This window comes from Lysinibacillus sp. OF-1 (genome assembly GCF_028356935.1).
GTDB classification, from domain to species: domain Bacteria; phylum Bacillota; class Bacilli; order Bacillales_A; family Planococcaceae; genus Lysinibacillus; species Lysinibacillus fusiformis_D.
The window spans coordinates 1,476,703-1,494,416 of sequence record NZ_CP102798.1 but is presented as its reverse complement, the minus strand read 5'-3'; the positions used below and the strand labels follow the sequence as shown (position 1 = coordinate 1,494,416).

Here is a 17,714-nt window from a genome sequence, read left to right as displayed (position 1 = left end):
TTATACCATGTAATGACAAAAAAACTTTTTAAAAGGAGATTTTATTTTTTATGAAAAAAACAATTTTATTAATTCATACTGGCGGCACAATCTCCATGGCTATGAGTGCTGAAGGAGCAGTCATGCCGAATGAAGAAAATCCCCTTATGAAGGAAAGTAATAAACTAGCTTCACTTGCAAGCATCATCGAAATAGAAGCTTTTAACCTTCCTTCTCCACATATCACACCGAAGGAAATGCTACAATTGCGCAACGTGATTATGGAGCAAATGACAGCACAGCCAATCGATGGTGTTGTCATCACACATGGTACGGATACTTTAGAAGAAACTGCCTATTTCTTAGAACTAACAACGAACTTAGACATCCCCATTGTACTGACAGGTGCCATGCGCTCTTCTAACGAACTAGGGGCAGATGGCATTTATAATTTAGTGGAAGCAGTCCGAGTAGCTGTCGATGAAGAAGCACGTAATAAAGGGGTACTTGTTGTCATGAATGATGAGGTTCATCTTGCTGTTAACACAACTAAAACAAGCACGAGCTCAGTGAATACTTTCCAATCTCCACAGTATGGGCCGATTGGATTAATTACAAAATCACGTATCCTATTCCATCATGCACCCATTCGTCGACAATATGTAGATGTTAACAATTTATCCAAGCGCGTGGCGATGTTAAAAGTGTATGCTGGAATGGAGGAAGATTTACTAGATATCGTGCTTGCATGCAAATATGATGGCGTCGTACTGGAAGGACTAGGTCAAGGGAATGTCCCTCCATCTGTAGTAAAAGGAATTGAAAGCCTCTTACAGCGAGACATTCCAGTAGTGCTCGTATCCCGCTGCTTCAATGGGATTGCAGAGGGTGTTTATGGCTACATTGGTGGAGGGAAAATGCTGGAAGACTTAGGTGCAATTTTCGCCACAGGTATTAATGGCCAAAAGGCACGCTTAAAATTGTTAATAGGTCTAAACACTACAGGCACGCCTATTAACTTAAAGGACTTTTTCCTGTAAAGGCAATATATTTTTAGCTGGTACTTTGCTCTGCCGCTATCACTTGTTCATAGTAGTACAATATTTCACGAAGACGAGCTAAGGCTTCGTCGAAATCTGGTTGTATTACGGAAAATTGAATGAATCCCCTTTGTTGTAAATAATGACTTTCACCATGAACCAATAGCCCATTTAATGCTAGATCAATGGGTAGGTTAGAATAAGCACTTGGCAATCGAACAGTTACAAGCATTGGATAGTGGACTGTTCGGTATTGATATTGCATGATGGGAAGCTGCAGCAGTGCCTGAAAGCGTTGCTGCAGCTGCTCATAGCGTGCTGGATAGGCTTGTAATGCCACCTCAACATTACCCAATAACATTGCAGGTAGTGTAAATGGTATGGCACCTTGCTGATAATTTGCTAAATCAAGATAAGCAGGTAATGTAGCAGCTGGTGGTACAAGGGATTGTGAAAACACAAATGCTAGCCCGCTTAACGCACCGATGGCTTTGCCACTCACTGCTGTAGCCAAATAACAGTCTTGTAAAGAAAATGGCATGGCACCAAACGTACTGATACTATCTATACATAGCTTTACATGGTATTGCTTAGCTAGCTCACTCAAATGCTCTAAATCATTACAAGTCCCTGTGGAAGTCTCACCATGCACTGCTAGCATCCACTGATAAGCCCCCGTTTCAAGCAGTGACGCCACCTCATCTCCATCAAACGCTGTCCCCCAGTCTTTCTCCACTACATCAAACGATAATGACCAGCGAGTAGCTTGCTTCCGTAAACGTTCGCCAAATTCACCATTTGTTAAAATAAGCCCTTTCCCTAATTGTTGCACCTTTAATTGGGCCAGCATCACTTCATTTGCCAATGTTCCCGTACCAACGATTACACCAATATAATTGGCATTCGATAAATGCAGTAGCTTTTTTTGCACTCGTTCATAAAGTGCATAAAATGGTAACGATCGGTGCGATAAATCTGAATAATCACTCATCTCCAATTGCTTCACAGGCCCTGGATAAAATGTAAACTGTTCCGTCGCTAGTCTATGTTGTAATGATTGTTCAAATTCATGTCTTGTTAGCACCATCGGTAAAAATATTGCATCTTTTGCTCCTACAGCTGGTGCAAATTGTTTAAAGCCCATCTGCTTATACAGCTTTTCTTCTCTTGTTGTCCCTGAAATTACTGCTGCTGTATAGCCTTTTTCGTAGGCAAAGGTAGTTAAAGCTTGTGTAAGTTTCAATAGTACCCGCCCCGTTCGATAACCCTTTTTCACTGAAAGTAATCGAATTTCGCAAGGTTTCACACAATTTTCTTTAGGTAAATATCCCTCAATCTCGCCAATTTTTTCATCAATCGAGAACGGTCGTTGATCTCTAAACGCGACCATTCCAATTAATTCTGTTTCCTTATACACAACGACATATGTATTCTCCTGATGAAATCGATCAACTTTTATTCTTGTCGAATTCGCTTCATGCTGTGGAATCTCTTCAACAAATGTTTCATAATTCAATCGAGCGATAGCCTCAAACTCGGCATTTGTTTGGGCAATTTTACACCAATACATCTCTTCACTTCCTCCTTTTTAACGATTCCTGAATATTAGACATATGCTTGATGAGCATGCACATGATTGCTATAATGAGCAGTCCATATGGCTCTAATTTCCCCGCCTGAATAATAGCCCCTATATAGAAAATAAAGCCTCCAACCATACTAAGTGTCAAACTTCGTGTAAAGACAAGTGAAAGCATGGTACCAATAATCATCCATAAAAATAGGCTCGGTGATAAGGCGATTCCAACACCGATAAAAGTAGCCACACCTTTTCCGCCATTAAATTTCAACCAGATAGGAAATAAATGTCCGGCTATCACCCATGCAGCTCCACCAATCATGACCCATTCTTCTAATTGCCACAAATACCCTAACCAAACGACTAGTACTCCTTTCAGTGCATCACCAAGAAAAGTCCAAACAAAAGCCGCTTTTCCAATAACACTTCCCGCATTACGTGCGCCCAAGTTTTTACTACGCTCTGCCTGCAAATTGACACCATACACCTTACCAACGAAATAAGCTGTCATGAAGTTTCCCATTAAATAGCTAAGGGCCCAGTACAACCCAATCAATGTGATTCCTCCTTACTAAAAAGGCTGTATAAGCTAGATGCCTATACAGCCTCGGTCATTATTTTTTTCTTTGCTCAATAATTCGAGCAATACATTCACCATGGAAACGCCCATTTTCGATAAAAATTTCATTGGCATTATTCCCTGCTGCAATAACTCCCGCAATGAATAAGCCCTCGACATTAGTTTCCATCGTTTCTGGCGTAACAAAAGGACGCCCTGTTTCTTCATCAATCTCAACGCCCATCGCTTTGACAAAAGTGTGATCTGGATGGTAGCCAGTCATAGCAAAAACGAAATCATTTTTTACTACTTGCTCTTGCCCAGCTACTTCTAAAACCACTTCATGCTCACGAATTTCTAGCACATTCGTATTAAAACGCATGTCAACTTCTCCCGTTTTGACTACCCCTTCAAATTCAGGTAAGACCCACGGTTTGATGCTTGAAGAATATTCACTACCACGATAGACAACTGTTACACGAGCGCCTGCTTTATTTAATTCCAACGCAGCATCTATAGCTGAATTTTTGCCACCAATAACAAGTACATCCGTATCAAAAAATTCATGTCCCTCTTTAAAGTAATGGAATACTTTGGGTAACTGTTCACCCTTAATATTTATATAATTCGGGTGATCGTAATAGCCCGTTGCAATTACTACATACGGCGTTTCATACGTATCTTTATCAGATGTGACAGTGAACACATCGTTATTTTTCACAACACTTTGCACTTTTTCAAAGCGATTTACTTGTATATTTTTCAAGCGGACAACCTCTCGATAGTAAACAAGTGCTTGGTTTCGTTTTGGTTTACGGCCTTCAATAATAAAAGGTACGTCACCAATAGCTAAACGTTCACTTGTACTGAAAAAAGTTTGATGTGTAGGATAGTGATAGATGGCATTCACGATATTGCCCTTTTCGATCACAATAGGTTGTAATCCAATATTTTGCAAAGCTATTGCTGCTGCTAAGCCACATGGGCCACCTCCAACAATAATTGCATCTGCTTGCTGCATTTCTTGACACTCCAATCGAATTTGAACAGCATTAGTTGCTGCTTCATGCTTTCACATAATTATAGAATAGACGATACCTTTTTATTATACGCCTTCTCACAAGAATTGGTTGGTTATTTACTCGAAATATCAATGTCAATAATATGACATTGAGGTTTTGCGCCAAGTCGAAAAGGCACTAATGTCGTGCCATAGCCATTACTTACTAAGGTCATGACACCATCACGCTGTCGATAGGAACCGTTGGGATGAACACCATAAGGACCGAATCGAATCTGCCCCCCATGTAAATGTCCCCCCATCATTAAATCTGCTCGGAACTTTGCTCGAACTTTGGCAAAAACACCTGGGTTATGTGCAATGAAAACAACTAAATCCTGCTCTCCTACCTTTTCAAAGGCCTTTTCAAAGCTATATTCTTTCACTGTTGTATCTTCAATTGCACTTAACCAAAAACGATTTTTTACAGGAAGTAGCACAGCATCATTGACAATGATTTGAACCTGATAGGCCTGTAAAATGTCCTTTAGCCTTTCTTCTCCAATTTCTCTGTCATTATTGCCCCACACAAAATAGATTGGTGCGATAGACTTTAATAAAGTCAAATTTTCATGAATCCGTTCAATAGGTGTGCGGCTATCTGCAAAGTCACCACCAATAATCACAGCATCAAAATGTCCCTCTAATTGTGCAATCATTTTTTTATTTATTTTACGTAAATGTACATCTGAAATAAAAAATAATCGTACCTGTTCCTGTTCACCGTGTAATGAAAGCTGGTGATGTAATACATTATTTTCATGCGCTACCTTCCACATATAAAGTAGAAAGGCGATGACAACTAAAAGAAATAGCCCTATATATAGCATTTCCTCACTTCTCCTTACGACAGCAAAAAGGCGATTCATTTCTTAAGAAGAATCGCCTTTTCGCTAAATCAGACGTACGTTTTGGTGTGAACGTTTGTCTGTTATTTTATACTAGAAAAACTATATAACCATTAAAAAATCTTATTAAGGTAGCCTAATTACTTGCCCAACCCTGACCGTATTTGAAGACATACCATTGAAAGCACGAATTTTAGCTAATGTCGCCTCACTACCATCGCCATAATGATTCAATGCGATTCGGTATAAGTTCTCATTCGCTTTGACAGTATGTGTAGTGGCTTTAGCATTTTGTTTCGCTTCTTCGGCTTTTTTCGCCTCTTCTGCTTTTCTTGCTGCCTCTGCCTGTTGTTGTGCTATTCTAGCTTCTTCGGCTTTTTTCGCTTCCTCAGCTTTTTTTGCTTCTTCAGCTTTTTTCGCTTCTTCCGCAGCCTTTTGTTCAGCTGCTAATTTGTCTGCATCTTTTTGAGATTGCTCCTGTGCTTTTTTATCTCCTTGATCGTCTTGTCCCTTACCTTTATCTTTCTCTTTATCAGATGCAGATGACTCGGAAGGATCTAATTCGACGACCTGTTCTGCTGTATCTTTTTCAGCTTGTTCAATCGTTTTTCCTGGCTCATAAAATTTCCAAAAATAAATAAGAATTGTTAATGGAATTAGGATAAAAATAACAAACAAAATCGTCATTAACGGTGTTTTCCGTCTTGTATTTTTTGGCTTTTTATTTTTATTGCCATTTTTATTCATTCTGGAAACTCTTGATAAGGATTGCTGTTCATTTTGTTCATCTTCAAATGATTGACGATGTTCTTCTATTTTATCGCGATAATCTTCTTTATTCATTCGCCTTTCCCCCAACCTTACTACGCTTTCTATCATGTCTATTATGACGAATTTTACGAAAAAAGTAAATGACCGTCAGTTTTAGTCTAAATACCCATTAAAAGTTGCTGCAATCGACTTTCCCACGAAACCATTTCAATTTTCTTATCTTCTTGTAAGCGTGTTTTCTTGATTTCATCATAATGGATTCCACAATTTTCACAACAGTTTTCCGGCTTTTTCTGCAATTTTTGCCCAAAATACCCGACTAAATGTTCACGAATACAGTCTTTTGTCTGAATGATTTTTAGCATTTCGTTCACCGCACTGTATTTCTCTAGGGCTAAATGATTTAATCGAGCCTTCACTTGTTCACTAGATTCTTGTTGCACCCAATAATCCAGCACACGAAAAGCTGTCTCGCTCAGCTCACCATTTTTCAGCATCTGTGTTGGCTGTATTTGCTGGGAAAGCAGCTCCTGATAGCGATCAACATGGTGTGGTGTCGGCAAATCACCTGTCACAACAAATTTCGCTAGCTCTTCATCCCCTTCACTATACAGCAAAATGGCAAGTGCAGACTGACCATCACGCCCTGCACGACCTATTTCCTGCATATAATTCGCTATGTTGGCAGGCATCGATTCATGTATAACCTGACGTATATTAAGTTTATTGATGCCCATACCAAAAGCATTCGTGGCGACTATCCAATCCAGTTCACCATCTATAAACTGCTGCTGAATAAACTGACGGTCTTCTGCTCCATAGCCTGCATGGTATGCTGCGGTGCGAATACCTGCTTGTAAAAGGGCTTCACTATATTGCTGCGCACGTTTGCGTGAAGATACATACAAAATACCTGGCCCTGCTGTTTCTTTAATATGCTGCATGAGCCACCTAGCTTTATCAGCCTTATCCTCTACTACTATACGACCTAAATGAATATTTGCACGGTCAACATTATACATAAATTCAAATGGCGCCTTGAGTGATAGGGTCTCACGTATATCTCGAACAACCTTATCCGTTGCTGTGGCGGATAGCGCCAATATTGGCGGGCGATTTCCCCTCGAAAACCATTCACCAATTCGTAAATAATCCGGTCGAAAATCAAAGCCCCATTGTGATATACAGTGCGCTTCATCCACTACGATTAAGCCAAGCTTCATTTGCGCTAATTTCTCTTGTACCTGCTGCTGTAATAACATTTCTGGTGAGGTAAAGATAAACCGATACTGCTCTAGATAATGTAGTACATAGCGTTTTTCTGTTTGGGATAAAAAAGAATTTAAAGCGATCACTCTCTTTTCTCCAAAACGCTTCAGCTCTTCTACCTGATCCTGCATTAATGAAAGCAATGGTGACACAATTAAGACAGGCTTTTCTAATATATAGGCTGGAAGCTGGTAGCAGAGTGATTTCCCCATTCCTGTCGGCAATAAGGCAATAACGTCTTGCTCTTGCAGCAAAGCTTCAATGACTTCTTTCTGCCCTGGTCGAAATGATGAATAACCAAAATGCTTGTGCAATAATTGTTCAAGTTCCATTTAAACTTCTCCTTTCGCAAGGACAAGCCTTAATTGAAAATAACTCATGTCCTCTAATGCTTCATGTAATATTTTCAATTTTTTTGTTTGATATTGCTTGGATACCTGCCAAACTTTTTGTGCTTCTTCATATGAGACGAATGGTCCAATAGAAAAGTTCGGTTCATACATGGCTAATTCTACAAAATGATCCTCAATTGTACTTTGTTTTAATTTTCGCTTTTGTACAATTTCCTCCATTGAATAGCCTTGCTCATATAACTGTGCTGTTTGCTGGGCAGAATCAGTTAATAAAATTGTCACTTTTAACCCTTCAGCCACTCGACCAAGCAGTGGGTAATCATTTAATTTTTGTTGCACTTCATTTAATAATATATGTAGTGTTTCTATAAATGCTAATTGACTATCTAACACGTTCTCCTTCCGTTCAAATGCAAGCTGTTGCCAAGTCCAGCCTGGTAATCGATAACCACTGAGGCGGTAAAGAACAAGCTGTTTGTTGGCATCTGAAACAGGGATCGTTTGGAGTACATTTGTACATTCTACCACTAATTGTTGCTGCAAATGACCCTCCTTGTAATGATGCTCCTGTAAAAAAGAGCGCACCCATGCTTGAATTACTGGATCCCTACTGATTGGTAAAAAAGAACGAACTGTTGCAGTTTGATGTGACAAGCTTTGGACAAGGAGAGAAAGCCTTGCATAAAAAACATGCTCATTCCCTCGATAATGCCAACCATCAAAGAAAAAGGTCGGTGTTTGCTGTGCACGCTGCAATCCTAGCTTTTCCATGTAAAAATGACCGGATTCCTGCACGTTTAACCAACTATATTGCATAAATAAGGTAACCGCCTCGTCAAATGTGGCACGAGGTAGTTTCGGCAACAGACCAAAATATGGATGCAACTGAAAAAGGCCAATATCTTGAATTGTCTGGCCTGAACGCTTTCCTCTTAGGACATGATAGGCTGCCGAAATTGTCCGCTCCTTATGGAGTTTTTGAAAGATTTGCAATAAAATTTGATGAAACATTGACGCAAATTCCTCCAATTTAATAGTATTTAAGTTGAAATGTAAGATAAACATCTTTAAAATGAGTATGAAGCTTTGTAGGAACATCGTTAAAGGAGAGAAAAAAATGGCTAAATACACAATAGTTGATAAAGATACATGCATCGCCTGTGGCGCATGTGGAGCCGCAGCGCCAGACATTTATGATTATGATGATGAAGGGATTGCCTTCGTTATTTTAGATGATAACATGGGAACTGCTGAAGTACCAGAAGATCTATTAGAAGATATGCAAGATGCTTTTGAAGGTTGTCCAACAGACTCCATCAAAGTAGCCGACGAAACTTTCGATGGCGATTCATTAAAATTCGAATAGTCTTCAAGTAAATGTATACCCTAAAAGGCATCCTACTTTGGGTGCCTTCTTATGTGTATTAAATATTTGCATCAAGAGATAATCATATGGTCTATTGCTATACATACCAATCTATTGGAGGAATGATAATGTTTAAGCAGCTACAAGTTGAACATAGTTTATTTCTTATTAATCAAGACCATATGAATTTATTTAAAAATCTTGCTGCTAAATGGCAACCAGTTTTTCCAGATGTTTGTGCTAAATGTTTGAATACACTAGATTCATGGGCCATCGTGTTAAATAACTGGGTTTTCTTAAAATCTCAGTTCACCGATGAACTCATTCTCAATCCTTCTAAAGCAATTAACTATTCCATCAATACATTTTTAATAGACGAGCTCAAAAAGATTCAAATAATTCAAAAAACAAAAGAATTTGAGAATGATGATTTACAGTATTTTGTCGCTTTCCAATTAGCAAATGCAATAGACCTGTGGGTGTACAATACGCTTGAAAAAAGCTCTGAAGCTGATTTATTACTCCCTCAACACTTAAAACCATATTTTCTCGCTCATTTAGAGGATGATTTTCAAACAGACAATGCTATATTCCACCGAGATCAAACAAGAGCAATCAAAATACTAGCTCAAGTCATTCGCTCACAAAATAGCTTTAGAATCACCGTCAGCAGTGCTGTTAATCGAGCAGTATATCTGTATGAACAGCATGGTAACAAATAAAATAGGACTATCTTTAATTCGTCTCTCATAAGAAAGAGATGAATTTTTTTTGCTTATGAAACGACTTCTCTTTTCATCTTGTTATTGCAACGATATTTTATGTATGATAAGATTTTAGTAGTTGGTACTAATAACAGATATTATCTCGCAAAGGAGTTCTTTATAATGATGGATAATTTATTACAATTAAAAGATAAAAACATTGTAGTTATGGGTGTAGCAAATGATCGTAGTATTGCTTGGGGCATTGCGAAACGCTTATTTGACGTAGGTGCAAATGTTATTTTCACCTATCGACAAGAACGCTCATTAAAGAAATTACAAAAGCAATTAGACACAATTGGCCATTCTGATTCACTCATCGTGCAATGCGATGTAAATAGTGATGACAGTACAAAAGCGGCTTTCGATGAAATCGGCTCAAAGGTTGGCGTTATTCATGGTATTGTGCATTCAGTAGCTTTTGCCCACGCCGAAGACTTACACAACCGCTTCCTTGAAACAACTCGTGAAGGCTATGCATTTGCACAAGATACAAGTGCTTATTCACTTATTTCAACAGCAAAAGCGGCTCATCCGTATATGACAGAAGGTGGCTCTATTGTCACGATGAGTTACTTAGGGGCTGAACGTGTGCTTGATGGCTATAATGTTATGGGTGTAGCAAAAGCTGCATTAGAGGCTTCCATGCGCTATCTTGCTGCTGATATTGGTCAGGATAATATTCGTGTCAATGCCATTTCAGCTGGAGCTATTCGTACACTTGCTGCAAAAGGTGTACCTTCTTTTAATACCATTTTACACAAAATTGAAGAAACAGCTCCATTAAAACGGAATGTTCAACAAGACGAAGTAGCCGATATGACGATTGTTATGCTATCTCACCTATCACGTGGTGTAACTGGTGAAACAATTTACATCGACGCTGGCTACAATATTATGGGTTAACTATATAGCGAGACAGGCAAGCCTCTGAGCGGTAGCGTAGGAAGTAGCTCAGCGCTCGCCCACAGGAAAGCAAGTAGCCTCCAACGGAAATCCTTTTTCACCTTTCACAAAAATGCTATGGATGGTTTTGTTTCTCAACACTATGAGAATGGAAGATAAATATTCTCTTCCATTCTTTTTTATAGCATCGTCCATATAGTTTGTATCAATAAAATCATACCTGCTGCTATTAAAAGAAGATAAATTAATGATTTAAATAGCTTTTGATTGAGCCTAGTAAACAAGATTTGTCCTAAAATAAGGCCGATGAAAACAATAGGCAAGGCATACAGACTATAAATCCAAACCAGTTTACTTGTGCCCTCAACAGTGACTTGAGATAGTAAACTAATAAGATAGATAAAAATATAATAGGCTAGTGAAATAGCTCTAATGGTTTCCTTATTTCGATGGGTGCTCGCAAAATACAGCAACAATGGCGGCCCTGCCATACCAATACTTGTTGTAAACATTCCTGAGATTAAACCAACGCCATAATCTCTACCACTTGTTTGTTGAATGGAGAGATTTTTCATCAAGAGAAACGTAAGACCTATTAAGAGGATGGCGATAATAAGTTTAAATGTCGTGACATCGACTAAGGCAAATAAAATACTGCCAAAAGGAGCGCCCACAACACTACCAATTATTATCTTCTTCAGCAAAGCGACATCAATATCATGCCTCACCTTCCAAATGAGAGAACATGAAATAACAAGGGACAGTACGATATTTATTTGCATTGCCTCTTGCGGAGAAAAAAGCAACAGTAAAAAAGGGGTGGCCATGATAGAAAAACCAAACCCCGTACTTGTTTGCAAAATGGAAGCTGTTAGTATAATAAAAAAGTACAAAAGTAATTCCTGCAAAACGACACCTCACATCATTTAGTACTATAGAGTGGTTATTGCATGTTGCTTAGCAATTAATTCCTTCAATAAGAAAGATAACACGCAAGCAATTAGTAAAAATAGAGCAATCATGGCGATCACACCTACCCAGCCATACTTCATCCAAAAAACACCACCTACTGTCCCGCCAACACTCGAACCAACATAATAAAAAAATAAATAAAGGGATGATGCTTGCGCTTTATCATGTGTTGCCCGTCTACTCACCCAGCCACTCGCGATAGAATGAGCTGCAAAAAAGCCAAAGGTAAACACCGTAATGCCGATAATTTTTAAAGTAAGGAGCCCATTAAGTGTTACTATGGCTCCTGCCAACATAATGGCAATGGCTAGTAATAACATTTGTTGGCGTCCGTAACGATCGGCTAGGCTACCAAACCATGCTGAACTAAATGTCCCTACTAGGTATATGACAAATATCCAGCCTACAATGGTCGCGCTCAAATTATAGGGAGGGGCCATTAATTGAAAGCCAATATAGTTATAAAGTGTGACAAAGCTTCCCATTAGAACAAATCCTATACCATATAGACACAACATAGAAGGGTCCTTCAGATGTTGCAACAGCGTTTTAGTTAATGCTTTTAATTGTAAAGGACGTGGGCTAAAATGCTTGGAGCTTGGCAGCATCCAGACAAACAACACACTGACAAAAAGGCTAATTCCTCCTAGCACCATCATCCCTATATGCCAGTTATAATGGTCCGTTAATGTCCCGATAATGACTCGTCCACTAAGCCCTCCCACAGAATTACCACTAATGTATAAGCCCATGGCAACACCTAAGCTTGCTGGTTCCATTTCCTCCCCCAAATAAGCCATGGCAATTGCCGGTAAACCTGCAAAAACGATGCCTTGTAGCACACGCAATCCTAAAATTATTTCAAAGTTAGGTGAAAAAGCTAGTGCCACTGTCAATACAGAGGCTGCAAAAATAGAAATCGTCATCAATGATTTTCTTCCCCATGCCTCAGATAAAGAACTAACAATAATTAAACTCACTGCTAAGGCAAAGGTAGTGACAGAAAGAGATAAACTTGCTACAGCTGGCGAGACGTGAAACACATCTGCAAATGTCGGTAGTAATGGCTGCGTTATATAGAGATTTGCAAAAGTAATAAAGCCTGCCAAAAATAAGGCCCAGTTTGCTTTATGAAACGCTCTCGTGCCTTTTTGTATATATTCCATGACTCTCTCTCCTTCAGCTCTTCAACATACTACTATTATTCTAATACAATATTTCGTAAAACACACGATCCCTCCGTCAAATAATAGACAAATTCATCACCATTTTCACCCGGAAAAAGCAAATTTTAATTGACATTCAAAACACGCCAACTCTCTTTTTAAAAGCTATTTATAAAAAGGAATTTACTATTTTGACTTGGCAAATATTATGCTACAGTAAAGGTAATCATCTAGAACCATTGTCACAATGAATACAGATGACACAACCATTTTTCATTGACTAGACTTGGAGGAATTTTTATGAAAATTATTGAAGCTTTAGCCCTTGCAGCACCTTATATTCACCTTGCATTAAAGCAAGAAGCCATTGTAGCTGTTATTGAAAAGGATAGTGAAACAGTCATCAAGTATTTAGCGGGGAAACGTGTAGATTCAGGCTATCATGATGGACAAAAAGTAAATGCTAATGACCAAAATGTTTACATTGCCTTTAACGGACAAAATGCAGATGTGGTTATACCAAAGGATGTTTACGGCGTAGCAATCAATGCTTTTTCATTCCCCATTCGTGAAAATGGTCAAGTAGTAGGTGCCTTAGCATTTGGCCTACCAATAGATAATGAGCTTAAACTCGAAGATTATATGAGTACTATGGATAATATCGTCAATAGCCTACAAGATAAAGTCCACACAATCGCTTCCCATTCAGAGGAATTAGCGGCTACTAGTGAGGAAATAAATAAGCAGGCACAGCATGCCCTAGAAGATTCAGAAAAAACCAATGCCGTAACGGATTTAATCAAAAGCATTTCCCGCCAAACCAATTTACTTGGTTTAAATGCATCCATAGAGGCTGCTCGCGCTGGACAGCATGGTGCTGGCTTTAATATTGTGGCACAGGAAGTTCGAAAATTGTCCTTTGAGACATCTAGTGCTACCGAAAATATAGAATCTTCCTTACGTAATATTAATAGAAATCTTGAAAACTTAAAGCAAAATATGGGACAAATCAATGATGCAACGAATGAGCAAGCACAGCTTGTACAGGATTTTAGCGAAATCATTGAAGAGCTGACTGTACTAAGCCGCGAAATGAAGGGCTTTATGCACGATGCATTAAAATAATTGGGAGGTGCACAAGATGCAAATAACCATTGACCAAGATCTATCTTTACGTACAATCACCTTGGAGGATGCAGAAAAGGTTTTTGCCTTAACAGATGCCTCTAGAGAGTATCTAAAAGAATGGCTACCATGGTTGGATTACACGAAGGAAGTGGCAGACACGAAAGCTTATATTGAGGGCTGTATTAAAGGACATGAATCAAAAAGTAGTCTCTCCCTCGTTATTCTTTTTAACCATGAAATCGTCGGCATAGCTGGCTTTAATGCCATTAATCCGAATAATAACATTGGTACGATCGGCTATTGGCTAAGTGAAGGTGCTCAGGGACATGGCATTATGACAAAAACGGTAAAAGCTCTCTTACAATATGCCTTTGAAACATTGCAGCTGCATAAAGTGGAAATTCGTGTTGCTGAAACCAATCACAAAAGCCGTGCAATACCCGAACGACTTGGCCTAATAAAAGAAGGTACGATTCGCTCAGCAGAATGGCTCTATGACCATTATGTGGATCATGTTGCATACGGCATGCTTGTAAGTGAATGGCAGCAACAAAAATAAAAGTAGCGTCCTGATGAATCAATTTGAGACTGCCCCAATATAAGACAGGGATCAAAAAGCATTATCCAATCAGTTGTCGGTACTAAATCGGCGACTGGTTGTTTAGTGTCGCTTGTATTCGGATATCATTATCAAAATTTATATAGTCTTTGACAGTTTGTTTGACGATTGCCGTCATAGTACGCTTTCAATTGTCTATATAGAACGTTTCAGATTTTAATGCAGAAGAAACGATTCAATAGGGTATTATCAGCAGATGATAATTTCCCCCATTTCTCTATAACCTTCTTTGCCGTTTAAATAGCGTAAAACGGCTCCTAATTTTTCCTCAGCAGTAAATTTATCCATAGAAAAACTGCACCTCTAATTGTTAGAGTGGATCTAACAATTCGGCGCAGTTCACTTTCGAATATGAGAATCAGCCAGATCAATTTCCCCTAATCGAACTCTTGTTGCATACCTATCACCAGTTTATTTATCTATGCTTTTAACAATTCAACGGAAGAACGATCATTATATCAAATTTAAGGTCTCCTCCGCTGATTTTGTTTTTTCTTTCGGCACATAGATCGAAACATGCAGAGTAAAATAATAGAAAATAATTACTTTACTATTTCCACAGCTCATAGCCGTTTTCCTTACGTGTGTAGGTATGCTCTGTAGACGCTTCTATGATGTGGCAATATGCCCAATGTGTTTTATTTAAATCCTTGTATTGCGGCGCGTCCGATGGAATATCGTTAAGTTCGATTTTGCGGTTTAACATGGTGTTTACAATTTTCACAACTTCCGCGCGGGTGATTGAACTTGCTGGTCTAAAGCTGCCGTCAGGATAGCCATTAATCCAACCCTTAGTATACGCGCTGTCAATATACTCTGCCGCCCAATGATTGATTGGCACATCATTGAACGAAGTGTTTTCGCTTGTTAACAGGTTATCAAATCTTGAGGCTATGGCTGCAAATTCCGCTCTTGTGATTGTCTGTCTAGGTTTGAACGTGCCATCCCCATACCCTTTCAGTATACCTTGACTTGCAAGGTAATTGACCGACTGTTCATACCATGTGCCGCCACCGACATCGCTGAACTTTCCACTTACAGCCGTATTCTTATTTTCGTCTTTTATCAGTCTGAAAAATATTGCTGCTGCTTCCGCTCTTGTGATTGAGCTTTCTGGCTTTACGTTGCCGTCAGGGTAGCCATTGATATACTTGATATGCTCACCGGTTTCAAGCTCAGGGATAGCGACTGTGTTCTTGTTATAGTAGAATACAACCTTGTTTTCACCTGATTTGATCGTTATCGTTTCCGTCCTTTTACTGCCTGCATCCAATTGATAACTCTCAATAGCCGGGGCGTTTATAGTTACTGTGCTGCCAACTGTAATACTTGAACTTTTACTATAAATAATTTCCCCGGTTTGCTTGTCTATGCCTTGAACTAGTAATGTTGCCGTAGGTGTACCACTGCCATCGCCACTGCCACTGCCATTACCGCTACCACTACCACCTTTACTTATCCATTTTGCGTATAACGTAATGTTGTCGGTAACAGTATCTATAGCAAAGTCCCATGCATTGGTTAGGGAATCTTCTTTATACCAACCGCTGAATGTATAGCCACTTTTGGTCGGTAACGTTGGCTCGGTTATAAGGCTACCTAGGGGTATATCCGTTTTTTCTGCCACTACAGAACCACCGTTGGAATTAAAGGTTACCGTATAAAGTGACTTTGTCAAATATTTAAATTCTACACCTGCAATACTGCTTACCGCTTCAGTAGCAGTACTCATATGATAACCTGCTGGGTAGATTACAAGGGATTCATCATTAAAAATACTGCCTCCGTTTCCCCAAAAACGCGCTACCCCCTTATTAGTAATTAAAGCAGGCTCCAAAATTAACGGATTGGCTAGTTTGATAGCTACAAGGCTTGCACCACCTGTTGTTTGGGCGTAAAAAACGCCTCCCGATATAGTGCCGATTTTTGCAGGAGAAGTGCTGCTTGATGTAGTTGAATTGATTGCATAGAACCCACCAGTGAAAATGCCGCCTGAAATCAAGTTTACTGTGGTTTCGTTTAGAAAAGCTTCCCCAGATGCGCTAACGGTGGTAAATTTGCCCCCACTGATGAGCTTGATAATAGCATTTGGATTATTCGACGCATAGTTCCAAAGGGCAAGAGAATCTCCAGTGATTTCTGTGCCACTGCCGATTTCATTAATCGTGCCAACATTCAGAAGACCGATGTTCGTTGAAGTGATAACGGCATTGTTAATGGTACCAATAGTACCGCCAATATCATTTTGGAGGCCAGATTGTCCACCTGAAAAAGTTCCTCCGCTTATCGTGTTAATATAAGCGCCGGCCTCGATCAGCAGAACACCTATCTCTCCGTCGAAAGTTCCGCCTGATATTTCATCGATACCTGACGGATAGTCCAATGCTACAATGTCAACTCCTCTTCCTTCTTTATTAGTAGTAAGTCCAGTATACGCACAAATAAATCTCCCACCGCTGATTTCCCCAATTTTTCCACCTCGAATTAGGCGAAGAGCGGAAATCTCATGTTCCGCAAAAAAATCACCGTTGGAAATCTCACCAATTTGTGCCTTACCGTCCACCTGAACATTTGCCCACCTATCTGGAGCAGCAGCCAAATTTTTGAAAGTGCCACCCGAAATTAGATTGACTTTTGTACCTTCGTCATACATATATAACGAGTGCATTTTACCAATGATAGTTCCGCCACTGATTTCCTCCAGTGTAGCACCATTCGTCATCGAAATGGCGATTGATCCGGAAGATTCCAAATGTCCGCCAGTTATTTTTCCGGACGCCTTCGGATCGTATAAATCCAGTACCATATTCCCAGTGCCAGTTGCTAAAAGCTTTGCTCCGTTGTTTACTACAATATTGCCATTTGCAACAGATATAAGTGTTCTCTGAGAACCCGTAAGCGTAAGTACTTCAGTATCCGAGCCTCCACCCAAAGTCAAATCAAAGCCATTCTGGACCCAAAAACTAGCATTAATACCCAATGTAATTTTGGAATTTCCTCCACTAGCTATTAGCGTAATATCTTTCATAATTGAAATTGTCGTTGACATCGTTATATCTTCTGTTACAGCAATCGTATCATTGTTCTGGGCTGCATTTATCGCTCCCTGCAGCGTGGCATAGGTTGCGCCATCCGCTCTAGGAGCAGTATCGTTGGAAACTGTACTGGGTGATACAAACAGGGTAACTTCGCTATCCGCATTTGCCGACAACATAAACTGTGGCATGAGTGAAAAAAACATTGTCAGAAATAACAGCAGTGAAATCATTCGCTTATTGGCTATTCCTTTTACAGTACCCGTTATTCTTTTAAAATAATTCATTTTTTAATTACCT

The 17,714-nt window shown here is 39.4% G+C and carries 16 protein-coding genes; 6 read left to right on the top strand and 10 right to left on the bottom strand.

Annotated features, from left to right (window positions below):
* The first annotated feature begins 50 nt into the window (after nt 1-50).
* Nucleotides 51-1,019 carry an asparaginase gene (locus NV349_RS07055; protein ID WP_036126794.1) on the top strand — a complete coding sequence of 323 codons (969 nt, stop codon included), beginning with the start codon at nt 51-53 and terminating at the stop codon, nt 1,017-1,019.
* Nucleotides 1,020-1,032: 13 nt separating this feature from the next.
* Here NV349_RS07055 and NV349_RS07050 read toward each other — a convergent pair whose 3' ends face one another.
* The 7 genes from NV349_RS07050 to NV349_RS07020 all read right to left on the bottom strand — a co-directional run bounded on the left by NV349_RS07050 (nt 1,033) and on the right by NV349_RS07020 (nt 8,469).
* On the bottom strand, nt 1,033-2,589 hold the full coding sequence (locus tag NV349_RS07050) for an aminotransferase class V-fold PLP-dependent enzyme (protein WP_271912754.1): 1,557 nt from the start codon (nt 2,587-2,589) through the stop codon (nt 1,033-1,035).
* A gap of 4 nt (nt 2,590-2,593) precedes the next feature.
* Complete coding sequence (locus tag NV349_RS07045) at nt 2,594-3,154, bottom strand: glycerol-3-phosphate acyltransferase (protein ID WP_058844237.1); 561 nt, start codon at nt 3,152-3,154, stop codon at nt 2,594-2,596.
* 58 nt (nt 3,155-3,212) lie between these two features.
* The gene (locus tag NV349_RS07040) at nt 3,213-4,178 is read right to left on the bottom strand and encodes a YpdA family putative bacillithiol disulfide reductase (RefSeq protein ID WP_036126799.1); all 966 of its coding nucleotides are present in this window, start codon (nt 4,176-4,178) and stop codon (nt 3,213-3,215) included.
* A gap of 113 nt (nt 4,179-4,291) precedes the next feature.
* Complete coding sequence (locus NV349_RS07035) at nt 4,292-5,047, bottom strand: metallophosphoesterase (RefSeq protein WP_036126801.1); 756 nt, start codon at nt 5,045-5,047, stop codon at nt 4,292-4,294.
* Between the two features lie 144 nt (nt 5,048-5,191).
* Nucleotides 5,192-5,908: a LysM peptidoglycan-binding domain-containing protein gene (locus NV349_RS07030; RefSeq protein ID WP_036126804.1), complete on the bottom strand. Its 717-nt coding sequence runs from the start codon at nt 5,906-5,908 to the stop codon at nt 5,192-5,194.
* Nucleotides 5,909-5,994: 86 nt separating this feature from the next.
* Nucleotides 5,995-7,437: a RecQ family ATP-dependent DNA helicase gene (locus tag NV349_RS07025; RefSeq protein WP_058844236.1), complete on the bottom strand. Its 1,443-nt coding sequence runs from the start codon at nt 7,435-7,437 to the stop codon at nt 5,995-5,997.
* The gene (locus NV349_RS07020; RefSeq protein WP_271912749.1) at nt 7,438-8,469 is read right to left on the bottom strand and encodes a YpbB family protein; all 1,032 of its coding nucleotides are present in this window, start codon (nt 8,467-8,469) and stop codon (nt 7,438-7,440) included.
* A 106-nt stretch (nt 8,470-8,575) separates the two neighbouring features.
* On the opposite strand from NV349_RS07020, the gene NV349_RS07015 reads away from it, so the two are divergent.
* From NV349_RS07015 to NV349_RS07005, 3 genes are all read left to right on the top strand, one after another.
* A complete protein-coding gene (locus NV349_RS07015) occupies nt 8,576-8,824 on the top strand; it encodes a ferredoxin (protein WP_004232564.1) in 249 nt (82 codons plus the stop codon).
* A 128-nt stretch (nt 8,825-8,952) separates the two neighbouring features.
* Entirely contained in the window at nt 8,953-9,546 is a 594-nt protein-coding gene (locus NV349_RS07010; RefSeq protein ID WP_271912737.1) for a hypothetical protein, read from the top strand.
* A 165-nt stretch (nt 9,547-9,711) separates the two neighbouring features.
* A complete protein-coding gene (locus NV349_RS07005) occupies nt 9,712-10,494 on the top strand; it encodes an enoyl-ACP reductase FabI (protein WP_080717138.1) in 783 nt (260 codons plus the stop codon).
* A gap of 179 nt (nt 10,495-10,673) precedes the next feature.
* Here the strand turns inward: NV349_RS07005 and NV349_RS07000 are convergent, their stop codons facing one another.
* Nucleotides 10,674-11,402, bottom strand: coding sequence for a sulfite exporter TauE/SafE family protein (locus tag NV349_RS07000; protein WP_271912735.1), 729 nt, complete (start codon nt 11,400-11,402; stop codon nt 10,674-10,676).
* A 24-nt stretch (nt 11,403-11,426) separates the two neighbouring features.
* Entirely contained in the window at nt 11,427-12,632 is a 1,206-nt protein-coding gene (locus NV349_RS06995) for an MFS transporter (RefSeq protein ID WP_058844232.1), read from the bottom strand.
* Between the two features lie 300 nt (nt 12,633-12,932).
* Between NV349_RS06995 and NV349_RS06990 the strand changes: the two genes are divergently transcribed.
* Together NV349_RS06990 and NV349_RS06985 are read left to right on the top strand one after the other, a co-directional pair.
* A complete protein-coding gene (locus tag NV349_RS06990) occupies nt 12,933-13,757 on the top strand; it encodes a methyl-accepting chemotaxis protein (RefSeq protein ID WP_036126881.1) in 825 nt (274 codons plus the stop codon).
* A 16-nt stretch (nt 13,758-13,773) separates the two neighbouring features.
* Entirely contained in the window at nt 13,774-14,319 is a 546-nt protein-coding gene (locus NV349_RS06985) for a GNAT family N-acetyltransferase (RefSeq protein ID WP_271912732.1), read from the top strand.
* A 610-nt stretch (nt 14,320-14,929) separates the two neighbouring features.
* On the opposite strand, the gene NV349_RS06980 is transcribed toward NV349_RS06985, so the two are convergent.
* Nucleotides 14,930-17,701, bottom strand: coding sequence for an S-layer homology domain-containing protein (locus tag NV349_RS06980; RefSeq protein WP_271912730.1), 2,772 nt, complete (start codon nt 17,699-17,701; stop codon nt 14,930-14,932).
* Between the last annotated feature and the right edge of the window lie 13 nt (nt 17,702-17,714).